Source organism: Pseudoalteromonas mucoides (assembly GCF_049257175.1).
Lineage (GTDB): Bacteria > Pseudomonadota > Gammaproteobacteria > Enterobacterales > Alteromonadaceae > Pseudoalteromonas.
In genome coordinates this window covers 75,409-100,068 of the sequence record NZ_JBMMUC010000006.1, presented here as the reverse complement: position 1 = coordinate 100,068, position 24,660 = coordinate 75,409, and the positions used below count along the sequence as shown (strand labels likewise).

Annotated in this window: 22 protein-coding genes; 2 read left to right on the top strand and 20 right to left on the bottom strand. The window is 40.2% G+C overall.

The genetic code is table 11. The annotated features are described in order from the left end of the window. Positions 1 to 487: 487 nt before the first annotated feature. Positions 488 to 4,501, bottom strand: a complete 4,014-nt coding sequence (locus AAEU30_RS08655; protein WP_421960173.1) for a two-component regulator propeller domain-containing protein — start codon at positions 4,499 to 4,501, stop codon at positions 488 to 490. A 106-nt stretch (positions 4,502 to 4,607) separates the two neighbouring features. Further along, a complete protein-coding gene (dinF, locus tag AAEU30_RS08650; protein ID WP_421960172.1) occupies positions 4,608 to 5,939 on the bottom strand; it encodes an MATE family efflux transporter DinF in 1,332 nt (443 codons plus the stop codon). On the opposite strand from dinF, the gene AAEU30_RS08645 reads away from it, so the two are divergent. After that, positions 5,916 to 6,947, top strand: coding sequence for a polysaccharide deacetylase family protein (locus AAEU30_RS08645; protein WP_421960171.1), 1,032 nt, complete (start codon positions 5,916 to 5,918; stop codon positions 6,945 to 6,947). The genes dinF and AAEU30_RS08645 overlap by 24 nt on opposite strands. A 10-nt stretch (positions 6,948 to 6,957) precedes the next feature. On the opposite strand, the gene AAEU30_RS08640 is transcribed toward AAEU30_RS08645, so the two are convergent. From AAEU30_RS08640 to AAEU30_RS08580, 13 genes are all read right to left on the bottom strand, one after another. Further along, positions 6,958 to 7,989, bottom strand: coding sequence for a protein-glutamate methylesterase/protein-glutamine glutaminase (locus AAEU30_RS08640; protein ID WP_421960170.1), 1,032 nt, complete (start codon positions 7,987 to 7,989; stop codon positions 6,958 to 6,960). An 8-nt stretch (positions 7,990 to 7,997) separates the two neighbouring features. Further along, the gene (gene cheD / locus AAEU30_RS08635) at positions 7,998 to 8,615 is read right to left on the bottom strand and encodes a chemoreceptor glutamine deamidase CheD (RefSeq protein WP_421960169.1); all 618 of its coding nucleotides are present in this window, start codon (positions 8,613 to 8,615) and stop codon (positions 7,998 to 8,000) included. Continuing rightward, positions 8,599 to 9,429, bottom strand: coding sequence for a CheR family methyltransferase (locus AAEU30_RS08630; RefSeq protein WP_421960168.1), 831 nt, complete (start codon positions 9,427 to 9,429; stop codon positions 8,599 to 8,601). Before AAEU30_RS08630 ends, cheD begins: the two co-directional genes overlap by 17 nt. An 80-nt stretch (positions 9,430 to 9,509) precedes the next feature. Then, a complete protein-coding gene (locus AAEU30_RS08625; protein ID WP_421960167.1) occupies positions 9,510 to 11,840 on the bottom strand; it encodes a methyl-accepting chemotaxis protein in 2,331 nt (776 codons plus the stop codon). A 47-nt stretch (positions 11,841 to 11,887) separates the two neighbouring features. Beyond that, positions 11,888 to 12,373, bottom strand: coding sequence for a chemotaxis protein CheW (locus AAEU30_RS08620; protein ID WP_421960166.1), 486 nt, complete (start codon positions 12,371 to 12,373; stop codon positions 11,888 to 11,890). Continuing rightward, positions 12,370 to 14,460: a chemotaxis protein CheA gene (locus AAEU30_RS08615; RefSeq protein WP_421960165.1), complete on the bottom strand. Its 2,091-nt coding sequence runs from the start codon at positions 14,458 to 14,460 to the stop codon at positions 12,370 to 12,372. The genes AAEU30_RS08620 and AAEU30_RS08615 overlap by 4 nt, the downstream gene beginning before the upstream one ends. Positions 14,461 to 14,475: 15 nt before the next feature. Next, positions 14,476 to 14,838 (bottom strand): response regulator, encoded by a 363-nt coding sequence (locus tag AAEU30_RS08610; RefSeq protein WP_290209780.1) that lies wholly within the window; start codon positions 14,836 to 14,838, stop codon positions 14,476 to 14,478. A 9-nt stretch (positions 14,839 to 14,847) separates the two neighbouring features. Further along, complete coding sequence (locus AAEU30_RS08605; protein ID WP_498049584.1) at positions 14,848 to 15,141, bottom strand: STAS domain-containing protein; 294 nt, start codon at positions 15,139 to 15,141, stop codon at positions 14,848 to 14,850. Positions 15,142 to 15,399: 258 nt separating this feature from the next. Next, on the bottom strand, positions 15,400 to 16,011 hold the full coding sequence (locus AAEU30_RS08600; protein ID WP_421960163.1) for an SCO family protein: 612 nt from the start codon (positions 16,009 to 16,011) through the stop codon (positions 15,400 to 15,402). 11 nt (positions 16,012 to 16,022) lie between these two features. Continuing rightward, positions 16,023 to 16,931, bottom strand: a complete 909-nt coding sequence (cyoE, locus tag AAEU30_RS08595; RefSeq protein ID WP_421960162.1) for a heme o synthase — start codon at positions 16,929 to 16,931, stop codon at positions 16,023 to 16,025. A 9-nt stretch (positions 16,932 to 16,940) separates the two neighbouring features. Next, positions 16,941 to 17,930: a COX15/CtaA family protein gene (locus AAEU30_RS08590; protein WP_421960161.1), complete on the bottom strand. Its 990-nt coding sequence runs from the start codon at positions 17,928 to 17,930 to the stop codon at positions 16,941 to 16,943. Positions 17,931 to 17,950: 20 nt separating this feature from the next. Further along, positions 17,951 to 18,445: a transmembrane cytochrome oxidase associated protein gene (locus AAEU30_RS08585; RefSeq protein ID WP_421960160.1), complete on the bottom strand. Its 495-nt coding sequence runs from the start codon at positions 18,443 to 18,445 to the stop codon at positions 17,951 to 17,953. 1 nt (position 18,446) lies between these two features. Beyond that, positions 18,447 to 19,184: an SURF1 family protein gene (locus tag AAEU30_RS08580; RefSeq protein WP_421960159.1), complete on the bottom strand. Its 738-nt coding sequence runs from the start codon at positions 19,182 to 19,184 to the stop codon at positions 18,447 to 18,449. Here AAEU30_RS08580 and AAEU30_RS08575 point away from each other — a divergent pair. Beyond that, on the top strand, positions 19,135 to 19,500 hold the full coding sequence (locus tag AAEU30_RS08575) for a DUF2909 family protein (protein WP_421960158.1): 366 nt from the start codon (positions 19,135 to 19,137) through the stop codon (positions 19,498 to 19,500). The two genes, AAEU30_RS08580 and AAEU30_RS08575, sit on opposite strands and share 50 nt — an antisense overlap. Here AAEU30_RS08575 and AAEU30_RS08570 read toward each other — a convergent pair. The 5 genes from AAEU30_RS08570 to lexA form a co-directional block, all read right to left on the bottom strand. Further along, positions 19,400 to 20,275 carry a cytochrome c oxidase subunit 3 gene (locus tag AAEU30_RS08570; RefSeq protein WP_421960157.1) on the bottom strand — a complete coding sequence of 292 codons (876 nt, stop codon included), beginning with the start codon at positions 20,273 to 20,275 and terminating at the stop codon, positions 19,400 to 19,402. The genes AAEU30_RS08575 and AAEU30_RS08570 overlap by 101 nt on opposite strands. Positions 20,276 to 20,286: 11 nt before the next feature. Then, entirely contained in the window at positions 20,287 to 20,814 is a 528-nt protein-coding gene (locus AAEU30_RS08565; protein ID WP_421960156.1) for a cytochrome c oxidase assembly protein, read from the bottom strand. After that, a complete protein-coding gene (gene ctaD / locus AAEU30_RS08560) occupies positions 20,814 to 22,415 on the bottom strand; it encodes a cytochrome c oxidase subunit I (RefSeq protein ID WP_421960155.1) in 1,602 nt (533 codons plus the stop codon). The genes AAEU30_RS08565 and ctaD overlap by 1 nt, the downstream gene beginning before the upstream one ends. Continuing rightward, the gene (coxB, locus tag AAEU30_RS08555; RefSeq protein ID WP_421960154.1) at positions 22,415 to 23,557 is read right to left on the bottom strand and encodes a cytochrome c oxidase subunit II; all 1,143 of its coding nucleotides are present in this window, start codon (positions 23,555 to 23,557) and stop codon (positions 22,415 to 22,417) included. The genes ctaD and coxB overlap by 1 nt, the downstream gene beginning before the upstream one ends. A 411-nt stretch (positions 23,558 to 23,968) precedes the next feature. Continuing rightward, positions 23,969 to 24,586: a transcriptional repressor LexA gene (lexA, locus tag AAEU30_RS08550; protein ID WP_087532594.1), complete on the bottom strand. Its 618-nt coding sequence runs from the start codon at positions 24,584 to 24,586 to the stop codon at positions 23,969 to 23,971. Positions 24,587 to 24,660 lie beyond the last annotated feature (74 nt).

Below are 24,660 nucleotides of genomic sequence, written 5' to 3'. Positions count from 1 at the left end.
ACTGAGCTAAGCGATCCTAAAATAAGGAAGTCAGACATCCATATAACGTAACAATTTATTCCATTTCGTGTATCGGTAGATGTGCGTGTTTAAACGCAAATTAGCTGCATTAATGGTAGATGAATACGCTAAAAAACAACGTATTAATTTACGCCTAAAATGAACTCTTATCCGACAAAAACCAAACTTTCAATGGGTTAAAGCGAATATTCACCTTGTAAGGGGATAGATATTTAACTGCCCAATGCAAAGTAGAAGACAACAGGAATAAACAAAAATAGTAGAGGCTGGCCTACTCTCCAGCCTCCACCGAAGGAGAAAAATTAAAATAACGCACTAAATTAGCAAGACGAAAAAAGCCAAGTATTGCAAAAAATAAACAGCCTATATCTAAAAACTGAATAAATAGCATAAGGGAAGACTATAAAAAAGCAGCTCTCATTTACGACCAAATTGTTCTCATATACGACAAAACATTGATATTCAATCAATTAGAAACCTGAAACTCTTTTGCTGTCATACCAAACTTAGCTTTAAATGATTTTGAGAAGTGAGAACGAGACGTAAACCCTACATCTTCTATAACTAAATTAATTTGTCGTCCCTGCTTTAATAACTCAGCCGCTTTGATCAACCTGTAATCACGGATATATTCTGTTGGTGATATGTTTATTAGCACTTTTAATTTCCGCTGAAATTGTCGCTCACTTAAAGCCAGCTCTTTAGCACAGCGCGGCACAGTTAATTGCGTATCTTGGTAATGGTTTGCTAAAAATTCATTCAAATCTGATAATAGCTGCGCATCTTTTGGATCGTGATTGGGCCGGTTAGCAACAATTGTCGGCAACTTATTATAGTTGTTGATTCCTTGGTGATAGGTTTTGATCCAGGCTATCCAGTTGTCAACTTTAATCAATAACTCTGCGCGGTCGAAAGGCTTTGTAATCACATCAAGGGCGTAATGGTTTAACCCTTTTAATTTACTTTCATGATCACCTTTTGCTGTTAAGATAATGGCAGGGATATGACAAGTAACCCGCGACTCATGCAGCGCTTTTAATAACTCAAAACCATCCATTTGGGGCATCATTAAATCAGTTATTAATAAATCTGGTACATGCTTTAACATCAGCTTCATGGCTACATCACCATTTTCAGCCGTTAAAACATTATATTTATGCAGCAATTCAGTTTTTAGATAATGACGTAATTCATCATTGTCTTCCACGATGAGTACGGTTGCAGCATGCTTGCTTTTTGAGGTATGAGTGAGCGCTAATTGCTTAGTACTTTCAACTGATTCCAGTTTCTGTGCAGCAATTAACTTAAACTTAATTGTAAACTGCGTACCTTCACGTAACTTACTTTTTAAATCTATTTGTCCTTGGTATTTATCAACCAGCCTTTTCACAATTGATAAACCTACCCCGCTTCCTTCAACATTGACATTTCCTGTTGCGCGATAAAACAAATCATAGACTTTATCTAGCTCGACTTCAGCTATGCCCCGGCCTGTATCAGTAAGCTCAACTACTGCATATTCTTGATTTGCGAAAATCTTAAATTCAATTTTCCCAACATGAGTATATTTAAACGCGTTACTCAATAGGTTATTAAAAATAGTAATTAAGCCCTCACGACTCGCTTCGATACACAAGGCTTCTTCAATATGATAATCAAACTGTAGGTTTTGCTTCCCCAGCACCTTAAACTGCTCAGCAACTTCTCGGGCGATAGCTGACAGAGAAAGCTGCTTTACTTCATCGTCTCCACTTTCATCAAATCGCGTAAGCGTTAATAATTTATCGACTAACCCTTCCAAACGTTTAGCATTACGTAATATCAAGCTCAGGTCTTCTCGTTTTTGCGTTGAACCCTCATTTGCTAATAATGCTTGGGTTGGGGCAACTAATAAGCTTAACGGGGTTCGCAGCTCATGTGATGCATGAGTAAAAAAGCGCACTTTACTTTCAAGAGTATTACTCAGTGCTACGGCCTGTTTTTCAATTAGTGTTTTTTGTGTTGCTATTTCTTGAGTTCGCAGCGCAATAGAATGCTCTAACGCTTGCTTTTGACTGCGTAAACGACGTGTCCACAAAGTGCTACACAACCAGATAAAACCAACTAATAAAACAAAGTATAAAGCATATGCAACAGGTGTTTGCCACCAAGGAGTTATCACGTGAAAGTTTATTACTAGAGGAGATATGGCTTTTGCACCGGCATTAGACGTGGCTTCAACAACTAACTTGTATTTCCCCGCAGGTAAGTTGGTATATTCAATTGTAATGCTGCTGCCTGCTGCGGATCGCCATTGTTGCTCAAAACCAGTTAAGCGATAACGAAATTTGTTTGTTTTAGGCTCTTGATAATGTAAATAATTAACTCCGACCGAGACCCTTTTTACTGAAAACGGAATAGTTAAATGACGGCTTTTATCAACCTCATAATGCATCCCTAACTCACTACCAATACTATTGCGTAACGGCTGGTCGTCAAAACTTAATTGTGTAAGTGCTAGTTTGCCCGGTAACTGTTTTGTTGTTTGTGCATCTGGCGTAAAAACAGTAAGTCCTTGGGTACCACCAAATATTATTTTGCCTTGACTGGTTTTGTAATATGCGCCTGCATTAAATTCATTCCCTTGTAGGCCGTCTTTAGCTTGAAAGTGTTGCATATTCAGCGTTTCGGTGTTCACTTTTACTAGGCCATTATTAGTACTTAACCAAACATATTGGCCTTGAGAGATAAGCCCGTACACCACCTGATTGGGCAGCCCTTCTTCAATACCTAAATGAATTATTCTATCGGATTGCGCTTTAATAATATTTACACCATTAGAAGTAGCAAGCCACATATCACCGTTATCAAGCAATAAAAATGCGCGCACCGTATTATGGCTGAGACCTTCACCCTGCGATGATTTACTAAAATGAGTAACATTTTCAGAGCGCATATTAAATTTATACGCGCCACTGCCGTCTGTAGCAATCCACAGGTTACCATCTGAGTCCTGGTACAAACTAGTAACTCGAGGAGCGTCGATGAATAGATTACTGCCTTGTTGAGGCTTGGCGTAGCTAATAAAAGCGTTTAACTCTCTATCAAATCTAAACAACCCACCGCCATTGGTTCCTACCCATACTTGATCATGGTTATCAACTAACAGACTATAAATGCTGTTTTCACTCAAGCCATGATCACCATCATTAGCATTATACCTAATGAGCTCGCCTTGTTTGGTGATCACGTTTATGCCGTCAGCCCACGTACCTATCCACGTATTACCAAGCTTATCTTGTGTTATCGCTTTAATTGCATTACTCGATAATGCCAACGCAGATGACTGTGTACCTAAATGCTGTAATCGATTAAATTGCTCATCAAGTATGTCAATACCGCCACCCCAGCTTCCATACCACAGCCGCTTCTGCGGGTCCTCAAACAGTGCCCATGAATCATTACTTGATAATGGTTCTGGCTTTTTTAACTTTGTAAAATTTAAAGAAGCTGGATCTAGCTTATTAATACCATTTGCAGTACCAAACCACATAATGCCAGTTTGGTCCTTAAATACGCTATACACTCTATTATGAGCTAAGCTATATCTGTCAAACGGGTCATGTTTTAAATGAGTAAAATGCTGTTGTGATTTATCATAAATACTCACACCACCACCACGAGTGGCAAACCAAACCCGCCCAGCATCATCAAACTCGATATCCCGCACTTGGTTGCTAGAGATCGAGTGGGAATCATTCGGATCATGGCGCCAGTTTAGGTATGTGCTATCGGCTACATTAATCCTGTAAACACCTCCTCCTTGTGTAGCCAGCCAGACATTGGAATCGTTATCCTCCTTAATCGAAAAAATACTCGGATGTATTTCATGCCCATTAAACACATCTTGTAGGTAATTATTGGCAAGTTGATTTGTTTGCAAATCATAATGAAAAAGTCCACGGCCATGAGTGCCAATCCATAAAACATTATTAATTAATGTGAGTGCGTAAACTGGCTTTTTTAACTGCTCTGCAACTGTTTCAACTTTTTCAGACTCACGGCTTATTCGATATACAACCCCATCAAATGTGCCAACAAATAGCCAATCTTTAAATGGCAATACAGAGGTAATACGCTTATTTTTTAAAAATGGTGCAGTAAACTCATAGTTATAGAGATTAAGTTGATTCACCCCACCATGACGTGTGCCAATATATAGAGTGTTTTGATTATCTAAAGAAAGGGGATAAATATAATTATTAGTTAAAGAGTTAGTATTTTTTACAGATGTCTTAAAAACGTCAAAACGGTTGCCATCGAACCGATTAAGGCCATCTTGCGTGGCAAACCACATAAAGCCGAGTTCATCTTGCTCTATGTTAAATACCACACTTTGTGACAAGCCCTCTTCGATACTGTAATGTTTAAACGCCGCAAAAACATTTGCAACCTGAAATAAACATAGAAAACTAGCCAATATCCATAGCTTAACCTGCATTTACTACTCTTTAATCTTTTTATTCTTAGAATAAAGAATAGACGAAAGCAAAAATTAACACACGTAATTAGTTGGTTGTACCTGTTAATTTTTTATTAACTCACATTTAAGTTAAACGTCTTTCTTTATATAGCTGCGCATAACGTATAATTAGGCTCACGCCGCGTAGTAACATAAAGCTAGTCATCGCTAACCATAGACCGTGATTTTGCCACTCGTTGAATATCAAAAACACACCGAAAAAGCCAACTCCAGCCGAGATAATCATGGTATTTCTCATATCTTTTGCGCGCGTTAAACCTACAAATATACCGTCAAATAAAAAGCAACTCATTGCTGCAATTGGCAATATAATTAACCAAGGAAGATACGTATTGGCGGCGATGATAACGTCAGGGACATCAGTTAATAAAGTAATGATTTGCGACCCCAGTAAAGCAAAGAACACACTATAGGCAAATGCAAAAATGCCCCCCCAAAACAAGCTGACCTTCACCCACAAATGTATTTTACGCGCACTATTTTGCCCTTTAGCATGACCCACTTTAGCCTCACTTGCGTAAGCTATGCCATCTAATGCAAAACTCACTAACATTAAAAAGTTCAGCAAAACAGCATTTGCTGCAAGGGTGACCTCTCCAATGCGCGCACCGTAAAAAGTCATAAAGCTAAAGCAAAGCTGCAAGATGAGTGAGCGAATAAAAATATCACGATTCAAACTCATTAAATCCAGCATTTTTCCAGCACTGAACCAGCGTTCAATAAATAGAGGCACGGCCATTTTTTTTGCTAACTTAAACACCAAACAAACCGCAAATAGCAGTGCTGTATAATCTGCAATAACAGATGCCCAAGCTGCGCCTGCAACTTGCCAATCTAAAAAGACCACAAAATAGACATCTAATACAATATTTGTAATATTGGTTACTAATAATAAGTAAAATGGCCCTCGCCCGTAATGCACGCCGAGCATCCACGCTAATAACACTAGGTTACATAATGCGGCTGGGGCGCTGAATATTCGAATATCAAAATAACTGTAAGCTTGCTGTAAAACCTCGCTATTTGAACCCGACAGATAGGCAATAGCTTCCTTAATAAAGGGTGATAAAGCTAATAACGAGAAAGCGACAATTAATGCCAATACTAAGCTACGTTTTAATAAACCCGCTAATAAAACTAAATCTTGCTTACCATATGCTTGCGCGACCAGCCCTGTGGTACTCATGCGTAAAAAGCCAGCGAGCCAAAATAATAACGAAATTACTGAGGCTCCCAATGCAATCCCAGCTAGATAATGCGCACTACCAAGGTGACCAATTACCGCAGTATCAACAATTCCTAACAATGGCACGGTTATATTTGATAGTATCATCGGACCCGCTAACAACAGCAAGCTTTGATGGTGTGCCTTATGACGTTTAAGAAATTGTTTCACTATGTTTTTCCAATCCTATTTTGGTTATCTTTACCTGCCAAAAGTGCAGTTATTTTACAATACCATCATGTTAGCGAAACGCTACCAGCGGTAACAAGCATCAGTGCTAATACTTTTACTGAACACCTCAATTACTTACAGCAACATGATTTTAAAGTAATACCTCTCAATGAGCTATTAACGGCGCTACAAGCCGGGCGAAGTTTACCAGATAAAACAGTATCGATTACATTCGATGATGGTTATAACAACAACTATGAACAAGCTGCTCCTATACTTGAGAAGTTTAATTTTCCTTATACTATTTTTGTTAACCCTAAACTCATTGATGAAGGAAAAAGCTATGTTATGGGTTGGGATAAATTAAGAGAGCTTGCTAAAAAAGGAGCACTGATCAGCAATCATAGTGCTCAGCATGATTATTTACACAAAAAATATCACGACGAAAGTGATGCTCAATGGCAAACACGTATCAAACAAGATATTTTATCGTCACAGCAACGAATAAAAGAAGAAACTGGCCATGATTACAAATACCTAGCATACCCTTATGGTGAGTTTAACAATAAACTACAGACATTAGTAAAAGAGATTGGCTTTATCGGTATTGGTCAACACTCTGGGGCGCTTGATGCAAATGCCGATTTTACCCGCCTACCTCGCTTTCCTGCATCCGGCTTCTACAGTAAACTAGAAACCTTGATAACGAAATTAAACTCACGCGCCTTTTCAATCAAAGAGCTGGCTTACAGCGACAGTGTTACAAACCAAAACCCACCACAAATTAGTATTACATTTAATATGGGGGGTTTTCACAAGAGCCAGCTGGCTTGCTATGTCTCAGGAGTTGGGCAAGCAGAGTTAAACTGGACAAGCGATGATACTGTCGTTGTTAATTCTTCAAAAAAGCTTAGCCAAGGACGTTCTCGGTTTAACTGCACCGCGCCATCTAAAACGCACAAAGGCAGTTATTATTGGTTCTCACAACCTTGGGTAATTGTTAAATAATATCTTAATATCAAGTTTTTTGCGCACGCTGCAATAATTTATGTGCCACTTTATCTAGTGGCACAATATCTGTTGCAGCATTTAATTCTATAGCAGCTTTTGGCATACCCCACACAACTGAGGTTAATTCATCTTGTGCTAGGGTATACGCGCCTTGCTGCTTTAACGCCAACAACCCTTTCGCCCCATCACTTCCCATACCTGTTAATAATGCCGCGACGGTATTTTCGGGGCATACATTAACTAATGAATTAAATAAACGATCCACCGCAGGGCGGTGACGATTAACCGGTGGAGATTCATCTAAAGCACAAAACAAATTTCCCCCTTTTTTTATCACGCTTAAGTGTTTATCACCTGGTGCTATATACGCAGTGCCTGACGTTAATTTATCACCGTGCTCAGCTTCTTTAACATTAATTAGACAGGTTCGATTCATTCGCTGAGCAAACGAATAACTAAATACCGCGGGAATATGTTGGGTAATAACAATTGGAGGGCAGTTTTTTGGCATCCTTAATAACACTTCCTTGATAGCTTCAGTCCCACCAGTAGATGCACCGATAGCTACCAAGGCTTTTAAATCAAACTCAGAAATACTAACAACATCCTGAGGTTTATCTTGACTCATCTTAAACGAACGTACCCGGGCAGACGCAGCAGTGCGGACTTTTTGCTGTACGAACTGAGCATATTGGACAAATTGCTGTGATACGTTAACTGTCGGTTTAGCAATAAAATCCACAGCCCCGAGCTCTAGAGCTTCTAATGTAACCGGCGAGCCTTTTTTCGTGAGCGTTGAAATCATCACCACTGGCATTGGCCGCAATCGCATTAAGTTTTTTAAAAAACTGATCCCATCCATTTTCGGCATTTCAATATCAAGTGTAATAACATCTGGGTTCAATTGTTTAATCATTTCACGTGCTTGGTAAGGATCTTCTGCGCAACCGACAACCATTAAATCCTTGGCTTGACTCAACACTTCAGTCAGCAGGCGTCTGATCAAAGGCGAATCATCAATAACTAACACTTTGATCATAGTTCCTCCTAAAATAGCTCTATATCCGTTTGGGAATCTTGTTTTTCGATATCATGCAGATAACGTATTTCACGTTTTTCAAGGGCATCACTATGCATTTCACGTAACTTTTTCACTTGTGCCTTGCCCGTTTGCGGATTAAATAACACCTTTCTTGGCCAAGGCCCGCCAACATCATGCGACACAAGCTCAAGCCCTTCTTCTTGTACATATGCGTAAGCAAAGCGAATATTTCCTAAGCCAATATCCGTCATAGAACGAATTATTTTCCCGCCACCAAACAACTTTATTTTTAAGTTTTGCCGAGACGCGCCATTTTTTATAACCTCGTTAATTAAGAATTCCATCGCCCAATTACCATAACGACAATTTAAACTGTGAGCGCCGGTAAACTCAGTCCCTTTTTCCATGGGTAACATAAAATGGTTCATTCCTCCGATGCCTAAGCGATCATCATAAATACATGCAGCAATACACGAACCAAGTACCGTTGTAATTAATTCATCATTCTTAGATACGTAAAACTCGCCCGGTAAAACTTTAGCTATCATATGCTGCTTCCCAGCATCCCAAAACCGCTTAACATGTTCAAAACCAGGTAATACAGGTTTAAAGCTTTGCTTCATGCATCTCCTTTTGATAAATCGTTCTCCCTAAGTTTTTAAACTCCGTATGTTCTTTCCCCATGCTTTCAGAGTGGCCTAAAAATAAATGCCCACAGGGCGCCAAAATAGTGCAATACCGCTGGAAAAGCTGATCTTTGGTTTCTTTATCAAAATAGATAACAACATTACGGCAAAAAATTACATCAAAAGGCCCCTTCATTGGCCACTCTTGGAGTAAGTTCAATCGCTTAAAATATATTTTTTCCTGTAGTTCAGGCTTTACTTTAAAGAGTTCCCCATTTTTACTTTTTAAAAACCAACGTTGCAAATGATGCTGCCCAAGACCATTCACATTCGCTGCTGTGTAACTTCCTGACTGCGCTTTTGCAAGTACATTAGAATCTAAATCTGTGGCGAGTATCTTCACATCCCAATTAATTGGAAATAACTCATTTAATATCATGGCCAAGGTATAAGGTTCTTCACCACTCGAACACCCAGCAGACCACACTCTTACTCGTTTTGTCTGTTTATTAGCTTGTAACAACGCAGGAACAATGTGCGATTTTAAATATTCAAAATGGTGAGCTTCTCGAAAAAAAGATGTTAGATTTGTAGTAATCGCATTTATAAAATCACTAAACTCTTGCTCTTTATGAGTGTCTAAATAATCTAGATACTGTTTGAAGTTGGCTAACCGCAGAGTACGAATACGCCTTGCAAGACGAGAATAAACCATTTCGCGCTTGTGCTCTCCAAGTACGATGCCACATGCGCCATAAACCAGTGATGCAATTTTTTTAAAATCATTATCCGTTAGTAAAAACTCTTTCATTGCGCGCACTCGACATGCCAAAAATGTTAAAACAAAGAGATCGGCAGCTCAAAACCTATGGAGCTGCCCTTAAGCTTTAGCTAAAACTCTTCCCATTCATCGGAAGAGTCAGCAAAGTCGTTACCGCGAGGAGCGCTGCGAATATTTTGACTAGCTCGTGTTGGTGTTTTTGCGGTTGGCGTTGACTCAATTAAACCGGGTATTTCTTGCTGACTGAGTGAGAAAAAGTTCAGCAGCCTACGCATATCATTCGCCTGCTCCGACATAGATTCACCAGCAGCAGACGCTTGCTCAACTAACGCGGCATTTTGCTGAGTCATCTCATCCATTTGCGAAATAGCTTTATTTACCTGTTCGATTCCTGCACTTTGCTCTTCAGAGGCTTCTGTGATGTCAGAAATCATCTCTGTCACTTTTTGCACTGAACTGACAATATCTTGCAACGTTGCACCGGACTCATTCACTAATAGCGTACCGTCTTCCACTTTCCCAACGCTATCTCTTATTAACTCTTTAATTTCTTTTGCGGCACCAGCAGAACGTTGTGCGAGGTTACGGACTTCCCCCGCTACAACAGCAAAACCACGCCCTTGCTCTCCTGCTCGGGCTGCTTCAACTGCGGCATTGAGCGCAAGCAGATTTGTTTGAAATGCGATCTCATCAATAACACTAATAATGTCAGCGATCTTCTTACTTGCTTCATTGATAGCTGACATACTAACAACCGCTCGGTTTACAACTTCCCCACCCTGCATCGCTTTGTCGCGAGTTTCTACTGCTAAACTGTTCGCTACCTTTGCATTGTCAGCATTTTGTCGCACAGTGCTGGTCATTTCTTCCATACTCGAAGCGGTTTCCTCTAATGACGATGCTTGTTCTTCAGTACGCTGACTTAAATCGGCATTACCTTGTGAGATCTCCTCTGCACCACTGGCAACCATAGTCGCCGAAGAGTTAATCCGATTAATCACTTCTGTGAGCTTATCTGCTGTTGCATTAGCGTCTGTTTTTAGTTTATCAAATGAGCCTTGATATTCTTTCTCAATCCGAATAGATAAATCACCATTAGCCATAGCATCAAGCATAGTTCCAGTATCAGCTACTGCATCATCAACAATACTGACTAAACTATTTAAGCCTTTCGCTAGACGAAGATAAAAGCCCTCTTTGCCAGCTTCATTTACACGAGTCTTCAGCTCACCTTTACCTGCTGCACTAACCAAATCAGCCATTTCTTTTTCAATCGCGACTTCATCGGTGCGATCTTCCCACTCAACAACTGTACCAATGCGCTCTTTTTCAGGTGTGAATATTGGGTTAGCAACAAGACCAAAAGTTCGCCCACCTACATTAATTTCAGTACTGTATATATTCGTTAATTTACTTAGTAAATGTTGCTGGTGTGCTGGGTTTTTATGAAATACATCAATATTTTGCCCTAGCAACTTACTGCTATTAAAATTAGGCAAATCTTTACGAATATCGGCTTCAGCTGCCGTCATCATATTTAGTACCGATTCATTCATATAAATAATGTCATTATCTGCATTTGCAATCATCGTATTCGTTGCAACACGATCCAATGCTCGACGTACTCGCAGGTTTTCTTCAGCTTCTCGCTTTTCTTCTTCTGCTTTATTAACACTATCAGTAATGTCTTGCCACTCAACAATTGTGCCTAAACGTTCACCGTCACGACTCAGCCAAGGTGTTGCGATTAAACTAAAAATAAGACCAGCCAAACGTAATGTAGCTTTATAAGGGTCATTCAAACTCGCTAATAACTGACGCTGATGCGCTGGTTGCTTATGAAAATCATCAACGCAGGTGCCTATTAAGTTTTCAACAGCAAAGCTAGGTAGTACTGTTTGAAGTTGGCTTTCACGTGCTTGCAGCATTTGCTTAACTTGCTCGTTAACGAAAATTATTTTTAAGTCGTTATCAGCAATCATCACATTTGCTTGGCACACTTCAAGGGCATTTGCGAGATTAGCAATACGTATTGCTTCTTCCGTTGCCGATTTTTGTTCACTAATATCGGTGGCAAATTTCACAACTTTTATAACCTGACCTTGTGAATCAATAACAGGGTTATACGTTGCTTGAATCCATATTTCTTTGCCATTATTTCCAATGCGCTTAAATTCATTAGAAATGAATTCACCTCCTTTTAAGCGCTGCCAAAATTGCTGATATTCACTACTAGCCACTTCATCCGGTTCGACAAACATAGAATGATGTTGGCCTTGAATATCTGCCAAGCCATAGTCCACAACATTTAAAAAATTATTATTTGCTGTTAGAATTCTTCCACTTGGCTCAAACTCAATAACAGCTAACGATTTATTCAACGCAGTTAGAACTAAATCACTCTGTGATTTGCTCCGTTGAGAATTACTAAACCACCCCATGTCCATCACCTTCTATATAAGTTTTTATTAGCTCGATTAACAGATACTCATATATCCATTGCTTTTTTTAGGTCGAGTAATGCAACCATTTTTTCCCCAACGTTTACTAATCCAGCAACAAACTCCGAGTTATCTGATTCTGTAAATGAAGGCACCATCTTCGCATCTTGCTCCATAATGCTATAAACGTCAGACACAGCATCTACCGCCATGCCCATTATTTTACTTTGTTGTGCGCACTCGACTTTCACGACAATAACCACAGTTAAACCACCATACTCGATGTAGGGTAAGCCAAATCTCAGCCGCAAATCTAAAATAGGTACTATAGTTCCACGTAAATTAATCACACCTTTTACATAGTCGGGTGCATTTGGTATTGCGGTGATCTCTTCCCAGCTACGGATTTCTTGCACTGTTAAAATATCAACGCCATACTCTTCCTCGGCCATAATAAAGGTAAGGAACTGTTTTACGCCCTGGACGTTTTCAAGCACTAGATTATGGTCTAACTCACTACTCAGTGTGCTCATGACGCCTCCAAATTAGCTTGTGACTCAACAATTAACTCTTGGCTGCCTGGCTTTCTTAATCCGGATAATTTGATCAACCCGCTAATATCAACAATAAGCGATACGCGACCATCACCCAATATGGTTGCTCCTGAAACACCATCTACTTTTTGATAGTTTGCTTCTAAGCTTTTAATCACGACTTGTTGTTGCGATAGTAAATCATCAACCAATAAGCCTATTTTCTGATTGTCACTTTCAACCACAACCAATAAGGTTTTATCCAAAGTTTCAATTGCATCTTGATGATTAAATATCTGATATAGCCGTAGAATTGGAATGTACTCATCGCGTAACCGTAATACATCTAGATCTTTGCCTACACGGCTCACTTTAGTGATATCAATTTGTAATGATTCAACGATAGAAATTAACGGAATAATATAAGTATGCTTAGCCACTCGAACTAGCTGACCGTCTAGAATTGCCAACGTGAGCGGTAGCCTAATAGTAAAAGTCGAACCAACCCCGGATGCAGAAGTCACTTCAACAGAACCATTTAAAGATTGAATGTTACGCCTTACTACATCCATACCGACTCCGCGGCCTGAAAGGTCACTCACTTCATCTGCTGTAGAAAAGCCGGGCATAAAAATGAGCTCGTTTATTTCATTATCTGATAACTCATCAGTTTCATTGATGAGCCTATTTGTAATGGCTTTTTGTTTTATTTTTTGAGTATTAAGACCTTGCCCATCATCCATAATCTCGATGACTATATTGCCACCTTGATGAAAAGCGTTAAGCGTCACAATACCCACAGGGTCTTTACCTGAGGCAATACGCTGTTCAACTGTTTCTAACCCATGATCTAAAGAATTTCTAACCAAGTGCACCAAAGGATCTGATATTTTTTCCATCACAGTTTTATCAAGCTCTGTCTGCTCACCGATAAGCTTTAGCTCTACTTGCTTGTTTAACTTTTGCGATATATCTCTAACTAGTCGCGGAAACCGGCTAAACACAAAACTAATTGGTAACATTCTGATACGCATCACATTTTCTTGTAAGTCACGAGTATTGTGTGCAAGTTGCGCGAGCCCTTCTTGTAGCGACGTTAATGTTGCCTCAGTAATTTCTTGCTCACCTAATTGACTTAACATCGCTTGCGTGATCACAAGCTCGCCAACCATGTTTATTAATGAATCTACTTTATCAATACCCACTCTGATTGAGGTTGACTCCACAGCTGTAGCAGGCGCTGAGACCTTAGCATTAATCGCGGCTTTTACTTCTGGGGCAGTGTTTTTTGATACTGAAGTGTTAACTTTAGAAGACTCAATGGTTTGAGCTTCTTTTGATTGTTTAGGCTGTTCATCATCTGAAAATAATCCACCACACAGAGCAATGGTTATATCTGCATCATCTTCAACCCATTCAAAAATTTCAGAGATGGCATGCTCTGGTTTATCAGTGTTTAAAAAAAACCGCCAAGATAAAAAGCAGTCGTCTGCGCTTAAATCTGTTATGTCTGGAATTTCATTGTGAAATGCCTGAATTTCTAAATCACCAAGTTCGGCCAATTCACTAATCATGTACAGCGGCTCATTGCCGGTTTTGAATAGGTGATGATGAGGTTTAAAATCAATCTGGTAGGTGTTAACCTCAGCCGCTTGATCAACAATTTCACTAGGCTGTGATTGGCTGTTCTCCAGCGCTAAAATTTCTTCAAATTGTTTTCTCAGCTCAATTGATTCGCTCAAGTCTAGCGCTTGCTCTGCTTGTAAAGCACTCAGCAGAGCTCTTAAACAATCTACAGATTTTAGTAATAAATTTACAAGCTCTGTCGTTAAAGTACGCTTACCCTCACGAACCTCATCTAACAGCGTTTCTAATACATGCGTAAACTCAGCAACTGAATCAAAACCAAAGGTGCCACTGCCCCCCTTAATTGAATGTGCAGCACGAAATATTGTATTAATTGTTTCTGAGTCTTCTTCACCAGGCACCAAATTAAGCAGTTCAGCTTCCATGGCATCCAAGCCTTCAAAGCTTTCAAAGCTTTCTTCGAAGAAAACTTCAAAAAACTGACTTAAATCTATACTCATGCCTCGCTCCCTAAATTAGCGAATCACTTTTTTTAAAACCGCTAATAATTGATCAGGGTTAAAAGGTTTAACTATCCAGCCTGTTGCTCCAGCTGCCTTACCTTCCACTTTTTTGTCCATGCCTGATTCAGTAGTCAGCATTAATAAGGGTGTAAACTTATAATTGGGTAAATTGCGCAGCTCTCTAATTAAAGTAATACCGTCCATAACAGGCATATTTACATCCGAGATCACAGCGTCAAAACCCTGTTGCTTAGCTATATTCAACGCCTCACTGCCATCCTTTGCTTCGGTTACATCAAAGCCAGCTTTTTTTAATGTAAAGCCCACCATTTGACGCATCGACGCAGAATCATCTACAGCTAAAATTCTTTTCATATACACCTCTTAATTTTCATTATCGAGTATTAAATATTCATTTAAACCTAATTGATTGATGGCGTTCTTTAATGGCTCACTCTGTCCAATCCAAATTATTTTATGATGCACAGACAGTAAGTGTTTTTGTAAAGCACACAGTAGTTGAATGGACGCAGTATCAGCACGTGATACATCGCTGATGTCTAGGCAAACATCGTCATTAGTACTTAGCTCATTTAGCAAGTCTTGATGTAAAAATTCGACTTTGGTGATTGCTAACTCTTCAGGAAGCTTCAACATACTTTCATCACTTTGCGTAATTTACCAATTCATAACAAAAGCTTAGACTGAGTTGTGAAAAATGCCATATATGCATCGAAAAAAGAGGAAATTATTTATAGAGGGGGAAATAAAAGTAAAAAAAGAGGCCAACGCTTCCAAAAACAATCGAAAATATACTTAGTCTGCACTCTGCTTAAAGGGTTCTATAGGTATTGATTTTAAAAATAAATACTAATAATCCCCTCTAGCTAGAAACTAATTCATTATCCAGAGTTTTGGTTACTCATTAATAGCAATTTATTGATAGTAGTCAGCTATCAATTTAAATTCACTAATTAATGATTTAGCATTAATTAATGGAACACTACCTTGTTTAAACTCAGGTTTAAATATTGCCCTTACAGCCCCACGTGAATCAACCATAGCAACAGAAGCGCTGTGATCAACAGCGTACTCTTGCTCATCACTGTCACTAATGGCATAAATTAAGCCGAGCTCACGCACGAGTGGAAATAAGTCCTTATGCTCACCTGAAACGGCTAAAAAATCAGGGTTAAAATAATCAATGTAGGCTTTGCGTTTATCTGCTGTATCACGCTTGGGATCCACTGATAAAAACCAAATTTGTAACGGGTATTGCTCATTAAGTGCTTTATGCACGGCATTTAATTTTGCCAGCGTTAACGGGCAAATATCAGGACAACTGGTATAACCTAAAAACACTAAGTTCCATTGCCCTGCAAAAGCCGCTTTCGTCACTTTATTTTTGTGTTGATCAAGCAATGCAAAATCACTAAGAGGTTTTGCTTGTTCATATACCAAAGCCTCGACATTCGGTTTACTGTCGTCGCTGCATGAAGCTAACAACATCACACTTAAAATCACAACAATGCACGTACTTAGCTTCATAGCTAATACCTTCATAAAATAAGCCATTTATCAATAAATAAGGCGATAAAGAGTACCATTAAATGAATAATTGAAAAACGAAATAAATCCATCGCCGTGTCATCCACCGGCGCTATTTTTAGTTTTATGGCTTTATAAATAAACACCGCATTTAGCACACATGCAGCAACTAAATATATTAAACCCGACATACCGATTAAATAAGGCAGTATGCACACCAAAGCAAGTAAAACAGAATAGGCAATCACGCATGTTTTACAAAAATCGATACCATGTGTCACAGGTAGCATTGGGATTTTTGCTCGCTCATAATCACTTTTACGGGCAATGGCTAATGCCCAAAAGTGTGGCGGGGTCCAAGTAAATATAATCATCACTAATAACCAAGGTGCAGCGGCCATTTGCCCTGTTTCAGATACCCAGCCCAGTAAAGGTGGCATCGCTCCAGCTAGCCCGCCTATAACAATGTTCTGTGGTGTAGCGCGCTTTAAAAATGAGGTATAAATAAAGGCATATCCCACTAAAGCAAATAGCGTTAATATTGCGGTAAGGGTATTTGCCCAAATTACCAACATTGCAAAACCACTTACACCAATAACACTGGCAAAACTTAAGGCATGAAACTTTGATAAGCGCCCTTTTGCCACAGGTCGATGCCTAGTACGAGCCATTTTACTGTCAATTTCACTATCAACCACATGATTTATTACCGCCGCTGCTGCCGACAGTAAACCTATGCCTAATAAACTTATAAATTGTACACCAACACCGCGCCCAACATCGGGGGCTAGCGCTAAACCAACCCATGCAGTTAACACCAGCATTGCAACCACTTTAAATTTACTAATCGCTAAGTAGTCTTTAAATAGCTCTGTCAGTTGATGTGGTGCATCTTTTGTTATTGCTAATAAATGTGCCATAACAGCCTCCTAGGTACGGGCTTTTAAATAAAAGCATAAACGAACGAGTGTAATTAACAGTATGGCTGCCATTAAATTATGTGCCAGTGCTACACCCAAAGGAAAATGCCAATGCACTACTGCAAGGCCTAATGCTATTTGACAAAACAAAGCAACGAGCACGGATACACAGCAATGTTTAATTTTTGTAGAAATCGCATGACTATATATACGCCACATAATCAACGCGAGCACTACACAGGTAACCAGTGCCCAAATCCTGTGGAGTAAATGAATCGACATTCTCGCTTGTTGTGAAAGCACGCCATATTCATACGTACTGTGCTCCATAGGTAACTGAAACACACTACTCAGTGAAAATGGCTGACCATAGCTACAAAGCGGTAAACCATTGCAATGAGGTGCTGCATAATTGGCGGCAAGCCAACCACCCAGCGCTATTTGTAATATTAGTACTACTAACGCAACTAAGCTTAATTTAAAGTGGCGCCTCGCAGGAGCATCTTCTCCATCAATTGGTTTAGAGGTTAGCCGTAAGTACAGTAGCGCCACTAGCGACAAAATACTAAAACCGCCCAACAAATGCCCCATCACGATTAAGGGCTGCAAATTCATGGTGACCGTCCACATCCCAAGTGCAGCTTGAAAGATGACTAATATGAGCAATAGTAACGGCAACCCCACAGGCATAGTCGGCTGCTTGCGCTTAATAAACGCCACAATAAATAGCGCTAAAATTAATACCCCTAACGTGCCAGCAAAATAGCGATGAATCATTTCTTTCCATGCTTTTGCTGTTTCGAACATCATATCTGGGTAAGTTTGCTCAACCAACGCAAGATCAGCAGCATGCTTTGGTACCGTTAAAAAGCCGTAACATCCGGGCCAGTCTGGGCAGCCTAACCCCGCATCACTCAAACGCGTGTATGCACCAAGTCCAACCACTAAAATAGATAAAAAGAAGGTCACGACCACTAAATATTTATAGTTTTTATACATAATCAGCCCCTTAGATAAAATTAGCTTGAGCGTGAATAGTTAAGTAATTTTTTTAAATCTTTTAATAACCCTTTTTGCACCAATCGATTTTGCTGCGGCTCTTGCTGATAGGGGTATTGCAAAACCACCAATCCCATATGATCTATTAAATACAAACTCGCAGGCTCCAGCTCAGCCATTGGAGCTAATTGTCGCCACGTTGAATCTTGCTTTTGGGGTGTGCCTAAAATAACCATATCGACTTTGCCTTGATTTTTACCCAATGCTACATACAGATTATCGAGTGCGTGTAATTGCTCTGCACATGCTTGTTGGCACTGTTGAGGATGGTTTAAAGCAATCGTCCACTGTTTATGCTCTGAGCTTTGCCAGTTTTTAAGTTTTATTTCTGTGCTTAAGAACGTGCCATTATTTGTTGCAGCTGAAGGTATCCATTCCAGTTTTAGTGCTAAATAGGCCAACACCAAAGGCACCAAGCAGCAGCCGATAAAAATAATCAGGGGTTTGTTTTTCATTTTAATTCCTTCTTTTACTAGCAACGATGGCAACCACGACACAAGACAGACCAATTAATAGCCATTGAACTGCATAGCCATAATGCTTTTGCGGGCTCATTACGACAGCTTGGTAATGCGGTATACCAAAAGCATCACCAACACCTTGGCGATAAGCAATAAAATCGACTAAGGGCTGCTTTACATGTTTCTCAAATAGCGCTAAGTCGATATTTTGTACGCGTTTGGGCCAATCACTTTTGTGTTTTTGGTGCTCTGAGCTATCTAAAGTAAAGCCACTGAGCTTGCCTTGTTTTAGCTGAACCTTAATATCGATAGCACCACGAGGTAACGTAACTGACGGTAATTGCTGACGAGAGGCTGGCGCTTTAATCCAGCCAAAATTAACTAATATCGGCGTTTGACTATGTGTAGGTTTAAATAATGCTAAAACATCATAACCAACCTGCCCTTGCACGACTTGGTTATCTAATAACCAATAATGCACCGTGTTTACAGTGCCAGTTAAACTGGCTTGAATACCAGTTTTATTCCACTCACTGGGCAACGCCAATACTTGCTGCCACGGCATAACCCCTTTAGATTGCACCTTCGCTATATGCGACAATTGCAAGCTCTTCGCTTGACCTCGCTGTATTTGCCAATAACCTAAACGTAAGCACACCAATACCACAACTATCACCACGCAAATGATGAAAATTGAGCTAAGCTTTTGTTTACGCCATAAAATTAGCTGCATAAAGGTGAACCCAGTGATTATTAAAATTATTATCGTACTGTTGTTATTATTTATACTTATTAACTTATTTAGAGCTTTATTTATAATGGTCTCTGGTCGAGACAATGGGCGGCCAATGTCACACTATTTAGGCCGCCGCGTGATGTTCTCTGTCATCGTACTTGTTGTTGTCATTGCTGCGTTTAAACTTGGCTATATCTACCCCAATGCCAATCCTACAACACATATACAAACACAAATAAACATAGCCAAACCACATCAACAAAATGCCAATACCAAGCAGCCGCTTGAAAAGCAAAATGTTTATCTGGGCTAAAGTGACCTTTTAATATTCTGAAAAACACCACCAACAAAATAATCGTGCCGAGCGTTACGTGCATACCGTGAAAACCGGTCAACAAGAAAAACGTGTTACCGTATACACCAGCGTCTAAGGTGAGGCCCAGATCATTGTAGGCATGGATATACTCTTCAACTTGCAGCCCTAAAAAAACAATGCCAAGTAAAATAGTGAATCCTAAAAAGGCTTTAAGTGGGCCGCGCTTATTATTCTCCATCGCGACATGGGCAAAATGTAGAGTCACTGATGAAATCAGCAAGATAACGGTATTTATTAATGGCAAACCTTGCCAGCCCATAGCTTGTGTAGTGCCACCACCAGGGGTTGTTACTAATGGCCACATAGCTTCAAATGTTGGCCATAACACTTCGTTGGTCATGGCGTTATTGCCAGCGCCGCCAAGCCAAGGTACTGAGATCATTCGCGCGTAAAATAAAGCACCAAAGAAGGCCATAAAAAACATCACTTCAGAGAAAATAAACCAGCTCATACCTTGGCGAAATGATCGATCCATTTGCGCTGAATACAAACCTTGGTGCGACTCATCAATCACATTTTTAAACCAGCTAAATAGCATATAAAGCAAAATAGCGATGCCGGCATAAAGTATATATTGACCAGAGCCGCCTTCTGAGTTTACTTGCATCACAGTCAGTGCTGCGCCAACAGCAATTAAAAATAACGCCACAGCACCTACAATGGGCCACGGACTTTGTGCGGGTACATAATATTTATCGTAATTTTGATTCATTTCACTTGCTCCTAATTACTAGCCACTAACTGGCTACTAATATCAAACACGGTATATGACAAAGTGAGCTCTTCTACGTCATCGGGTAGCGCGGTATCAACATAAAAAAGCAATGTAAACTCCACTTCTTCACCTGCTTTTAGTGGTTGCTGATCAAAACAAAAGCAGGCCATTTTATGTAAATATTTGGCGGCCTTCCCAGGCGATACCGAAGGCACCGCTTGCATGACTTTGTCTTCATTACTGAGGTTCTTTGCTTTAAACAATACTTCGCGCATTGCACCGGGTTTAACGACCACGCTGTATTGCTGTGATTGCACCTCAAATGGCGCACCACTTTGTGCATGAGTGGTAAAGCTAACATCGACTTGGCGTGACTCAACAACCTGTGTACTTTGCTTCGCTTGCTCAAGAGAAGGCTTACCATTAAGCCCGGTGATATCGCAAAAAACATCGTATAAAGGCACCAAAGCAAACGCGAAGGCAAACATACCAAGGCATATTAAAACTAAGCGCTTAAGCAAAGGTGCGTGATTCATTACTTGATCTTCGGTGGTGTATCAAAGGTATGATAAGGCGCAGGAGAATCGACTTCCCACTCTAGCCCTTGCGCTCCATCCCACACCTTAGCCGGTACTTTGTCACCGCCTCTGGCACATTTAAAAACCACCACAACAAACAACAGTTGTGACAAGCCAAAGGCAAACCCGCCAATACTAATAATTGCGTTAAAGTCGGCAAATTGCAGCGCGTAATCGGGGATCCTGCGTGGCATACCTGCAAGACCAACAAAGTGCATCGGAAAAAACAATACATTCACACTGACCAATGACAGCCAAAAATGCCATTTAGCCAAGGTGATATTAAACATATTGCCAGTCCATTTTGGCAGCCAATAATAAGCCCCTGCCATGATTGAAAAGACCGCGCCTGTAACAAGTACATAATGAAAATGCGCCACAACAAAATAGGTATCATGGTATTGAAAATCAGCCGGTGTAATTGCTAGCATCAGTCCTGAAAAACCACCTAAAGTGAACAATACAATAAACGCAATGCTAAATAACATAGGCACTTCAAAGCTTATTGAGCCTCGCCACATGGTAGCTACCCAGTTAAATACTTTTACCCCGGTAGGTACCGATATCAACATGGTCGAATACATAAAAAACAACTCAGCAGCTACTGGCATACCAGTGGTAAACATATGATGTGCCCACACAATAAAACTCAGTAATGCAATTGAGGACGTGGCATAAACCATTGAGGCATAGCCAAATAGTTTTTTCCGAGAAAAGGTCGGCACTATGGTCGATATAATGCCAAAAGCAGGTAAGATCATTATGTACACTTCTGGATGACCAAAGAACCAAAATATATGCTGAAACATCACAGGGTCGCCACCACCTGCCGCATCAAAAAAGCTAGTGGCAAAGTATTTATCTGTCAGTACCATGGTTACAGCGCCCGCTAAAACAGGCATAACCGCAATTAGTAAGAACGCGGTAATAAGCCAGGTCCAAACAAATAGGGGTAGCTTCATCCAAGACATACCAGGCGCGCGCATGTTCACTATGGTAACAATCACATTAATAGCTCCCATAATTGAGCTAATGCCCATAATGTGCACCGCAAAAACAAATAAGGCCGTATTGTCGTTACTATAGGTTGTTGATAAAGGGGCGTAGAAAGTCCAACCAAAAGCAGGACCCCCACCTGGCATAAACAACGACGCTAACAAAATTAAAAATGCAAATGGCAGAATCCAAAAGCTCCAGTTATTCATTCGCGGTAATGCCATGTCTGGCGCACCAATCATTAAAGGTATCATCCAGTTAGCGAGCCCAGTGAACGCCGGCATTACAGCACCAAATACCATAATCAAACCATGGACTGTGGTCATTTGATTAAAAAAGTGCGGGTCAACTAATTGTAATCCAGGCTGAAATAACTCTGCGCGGATCACCATAGCCATCGCACCGCCAATCAAAAACATGGTTAGCGAGAATATTAAATACAAGCTACCTATATCTTTATGATTCGTTGTAAACAACCAACGCTTAAACCCAGTTGCGCCATGATGATGCCCTGCATCGTGATGTGCAGCGTCGTTATTATGATCGTCTGTTATGCTACTCATTACTTAGCCTCCGCAGTTGCATCAATCAAAGCCTGAATTTGGCTAGGTTGAACCACATCACCCGTGTCATTACCCCATGCATTACGCTTATAGGTAACAACCGCCGCAAGTTGCTTTATCGATAGTTGTTTTACAAATGCTTGCATTGCAGTGCCCGGGCGGCCATGAACTACGACATCAATATGCTCATTAACATCTCCCAATACCACAGGGCTATTTTTAAGCGCAGGGAAGACGCCGGGTAAACCCATACCGGTAGGTTGATGGCACGCTGCACAGCTGGCCATATAAACTTGTTCACCTAAGGTCATTAACTCTTCTTTAGGTAAGGTTTGATCCATCAATGCAGCATCTGCGGCAGCCGCTTTTTGTTTAGCCTGTTTAGCGTCGGCTAACCAATTAACAAAATCTTGCTCAGACTTTGCCTCAACAACCACAGGCATAAAGCCATGGTCTTTACCGCATAGTTCGGCACACTGGCCACGGTAAATGCCCTCTTCGTTAATTTTGGTCCATGTTTCGTTAATAAACCCAGGGTTCGCATCTTTCTTAACTGCAAAATCAGGCACCCACCAAGAGTGAATCACATCATCTGAGGTCATTAAAAAGCGAATTTTCTTATTGATTGGTAGAACGAGAGGTTTATCTACCTCGAGTAGGTAGGTATCTGTTTTATCGGCCTGGTTGGCAATTTGTTCGCTCGGTGTAGATAATATTGAATAAAAACTAACGTCTTCACCCATATATTCATAATGCCACTTCCACTGAGAACCTGTCACTTTAATGGTAATGTCAGCTTTGCTGGCATCTTCCATCGCAATTAAGGTTTTTGTCGCAGGCACTGCCATTGCAATTAGAATGACAAACGGAATCGCAGTCCAAAGTATCTCAACCTTGGTGCTTTCATGGAATTGGGCAGGAATAGCCCCTTTTGATTTGCGGTGATGTATTAAAGCCCAAAACATAACGGCAAATACAATCACCCCAATCACACAACAAATTATAAATATTGTCATGTGCAGTTGATAAACATTATTACTTATATCGGTTACACCTTCGCGCATATTAAATTGGCTATTGGCCAATAATTGCTGCGGCAGCATAAATAATATAAGGCACAAGGTAGAGCTCAGTTTACCCATGTGACGGCTCCTTTTGATGCTATTGCTAACGCAAAGCGAAAAGGCGGCACTGCTTTTTTTCGCGCCAATTCGTTATTTTTATTGTAACTGGTTAAATTAATCTCTTCGCATGCAACAATAAATTGCAGCAAGGCCCCAAAAGATCAGTCGTTAACACAGTGTATTAACCAATTAGTTAAAAAATGAACAATTAGCAAGTTTTAGTGCAAATAAAATTCTATTTTGGTGCAAAAATAACAATACAAAATCAGCGCGTTATTTTAAATTCAGGTGAGGAAAGAAATGGCTAAAAGCAGGAGGTATCTAGCTTATATAGAGCTTTAGTAGCTACAGACAAGTGCTAAAACTAGCAGTTAAATAAAAATATAAAAGTGAAAGCACCAAATATCACCAATTTGGTGCAAAATAGGTTTACATCCAATCAGCATTACGGATCACACCGACTGCAAGCCCTTCAATATTAAAAGACTCATGCTCTAAGTCTACTTCAATTGCAGAAAACTCTTCATTTTCGGCGTGCAACAATACTTTGCGACCGGCTTTTTCTAGGCGCTTTACAGTTACATCATCATCAACACGCGCTACCACTACTTGGCCGTTTTCAGCAACTTGAGTTTTATGCACCGCAAGTAAATCACCATCCATAATGCCAATATCTTTCATACTCATACCTTGTACACGCAATAAAAAATCAGCGGCAGGCTTGAACATTAAAGGGTCAATCTGGCAATGGCTTTCAACATGTTGTTGCGCCAAGATAGGTTCACCCGCTGCTACTCGGCCTATTAATGGTAATCCGAGCTGCTCTGGCTCATCTTCTTCCACCAGCTGAATACCGCGGCTTGCACCCGGCTTCATTTTAATAACACCTTTTTTAGCCAGTGCTTTTAAGTGCTCTTCGGCAGCATTAGCGCTTTTGAAACCTAAAGTTTGCGCAATTTCAGCACGCGTAGGTGGCATGCCAGTATCTTTGATAAACACTTTGATTAATTCAAGAATTTGGGCTTGACGATTCGTTAATGGGCGCATACAACTGGTTTTCCATACAGTACATTTAACTGTGAGTATATACAGTTATTTGAAAATCGCAAATTTTAAATTCG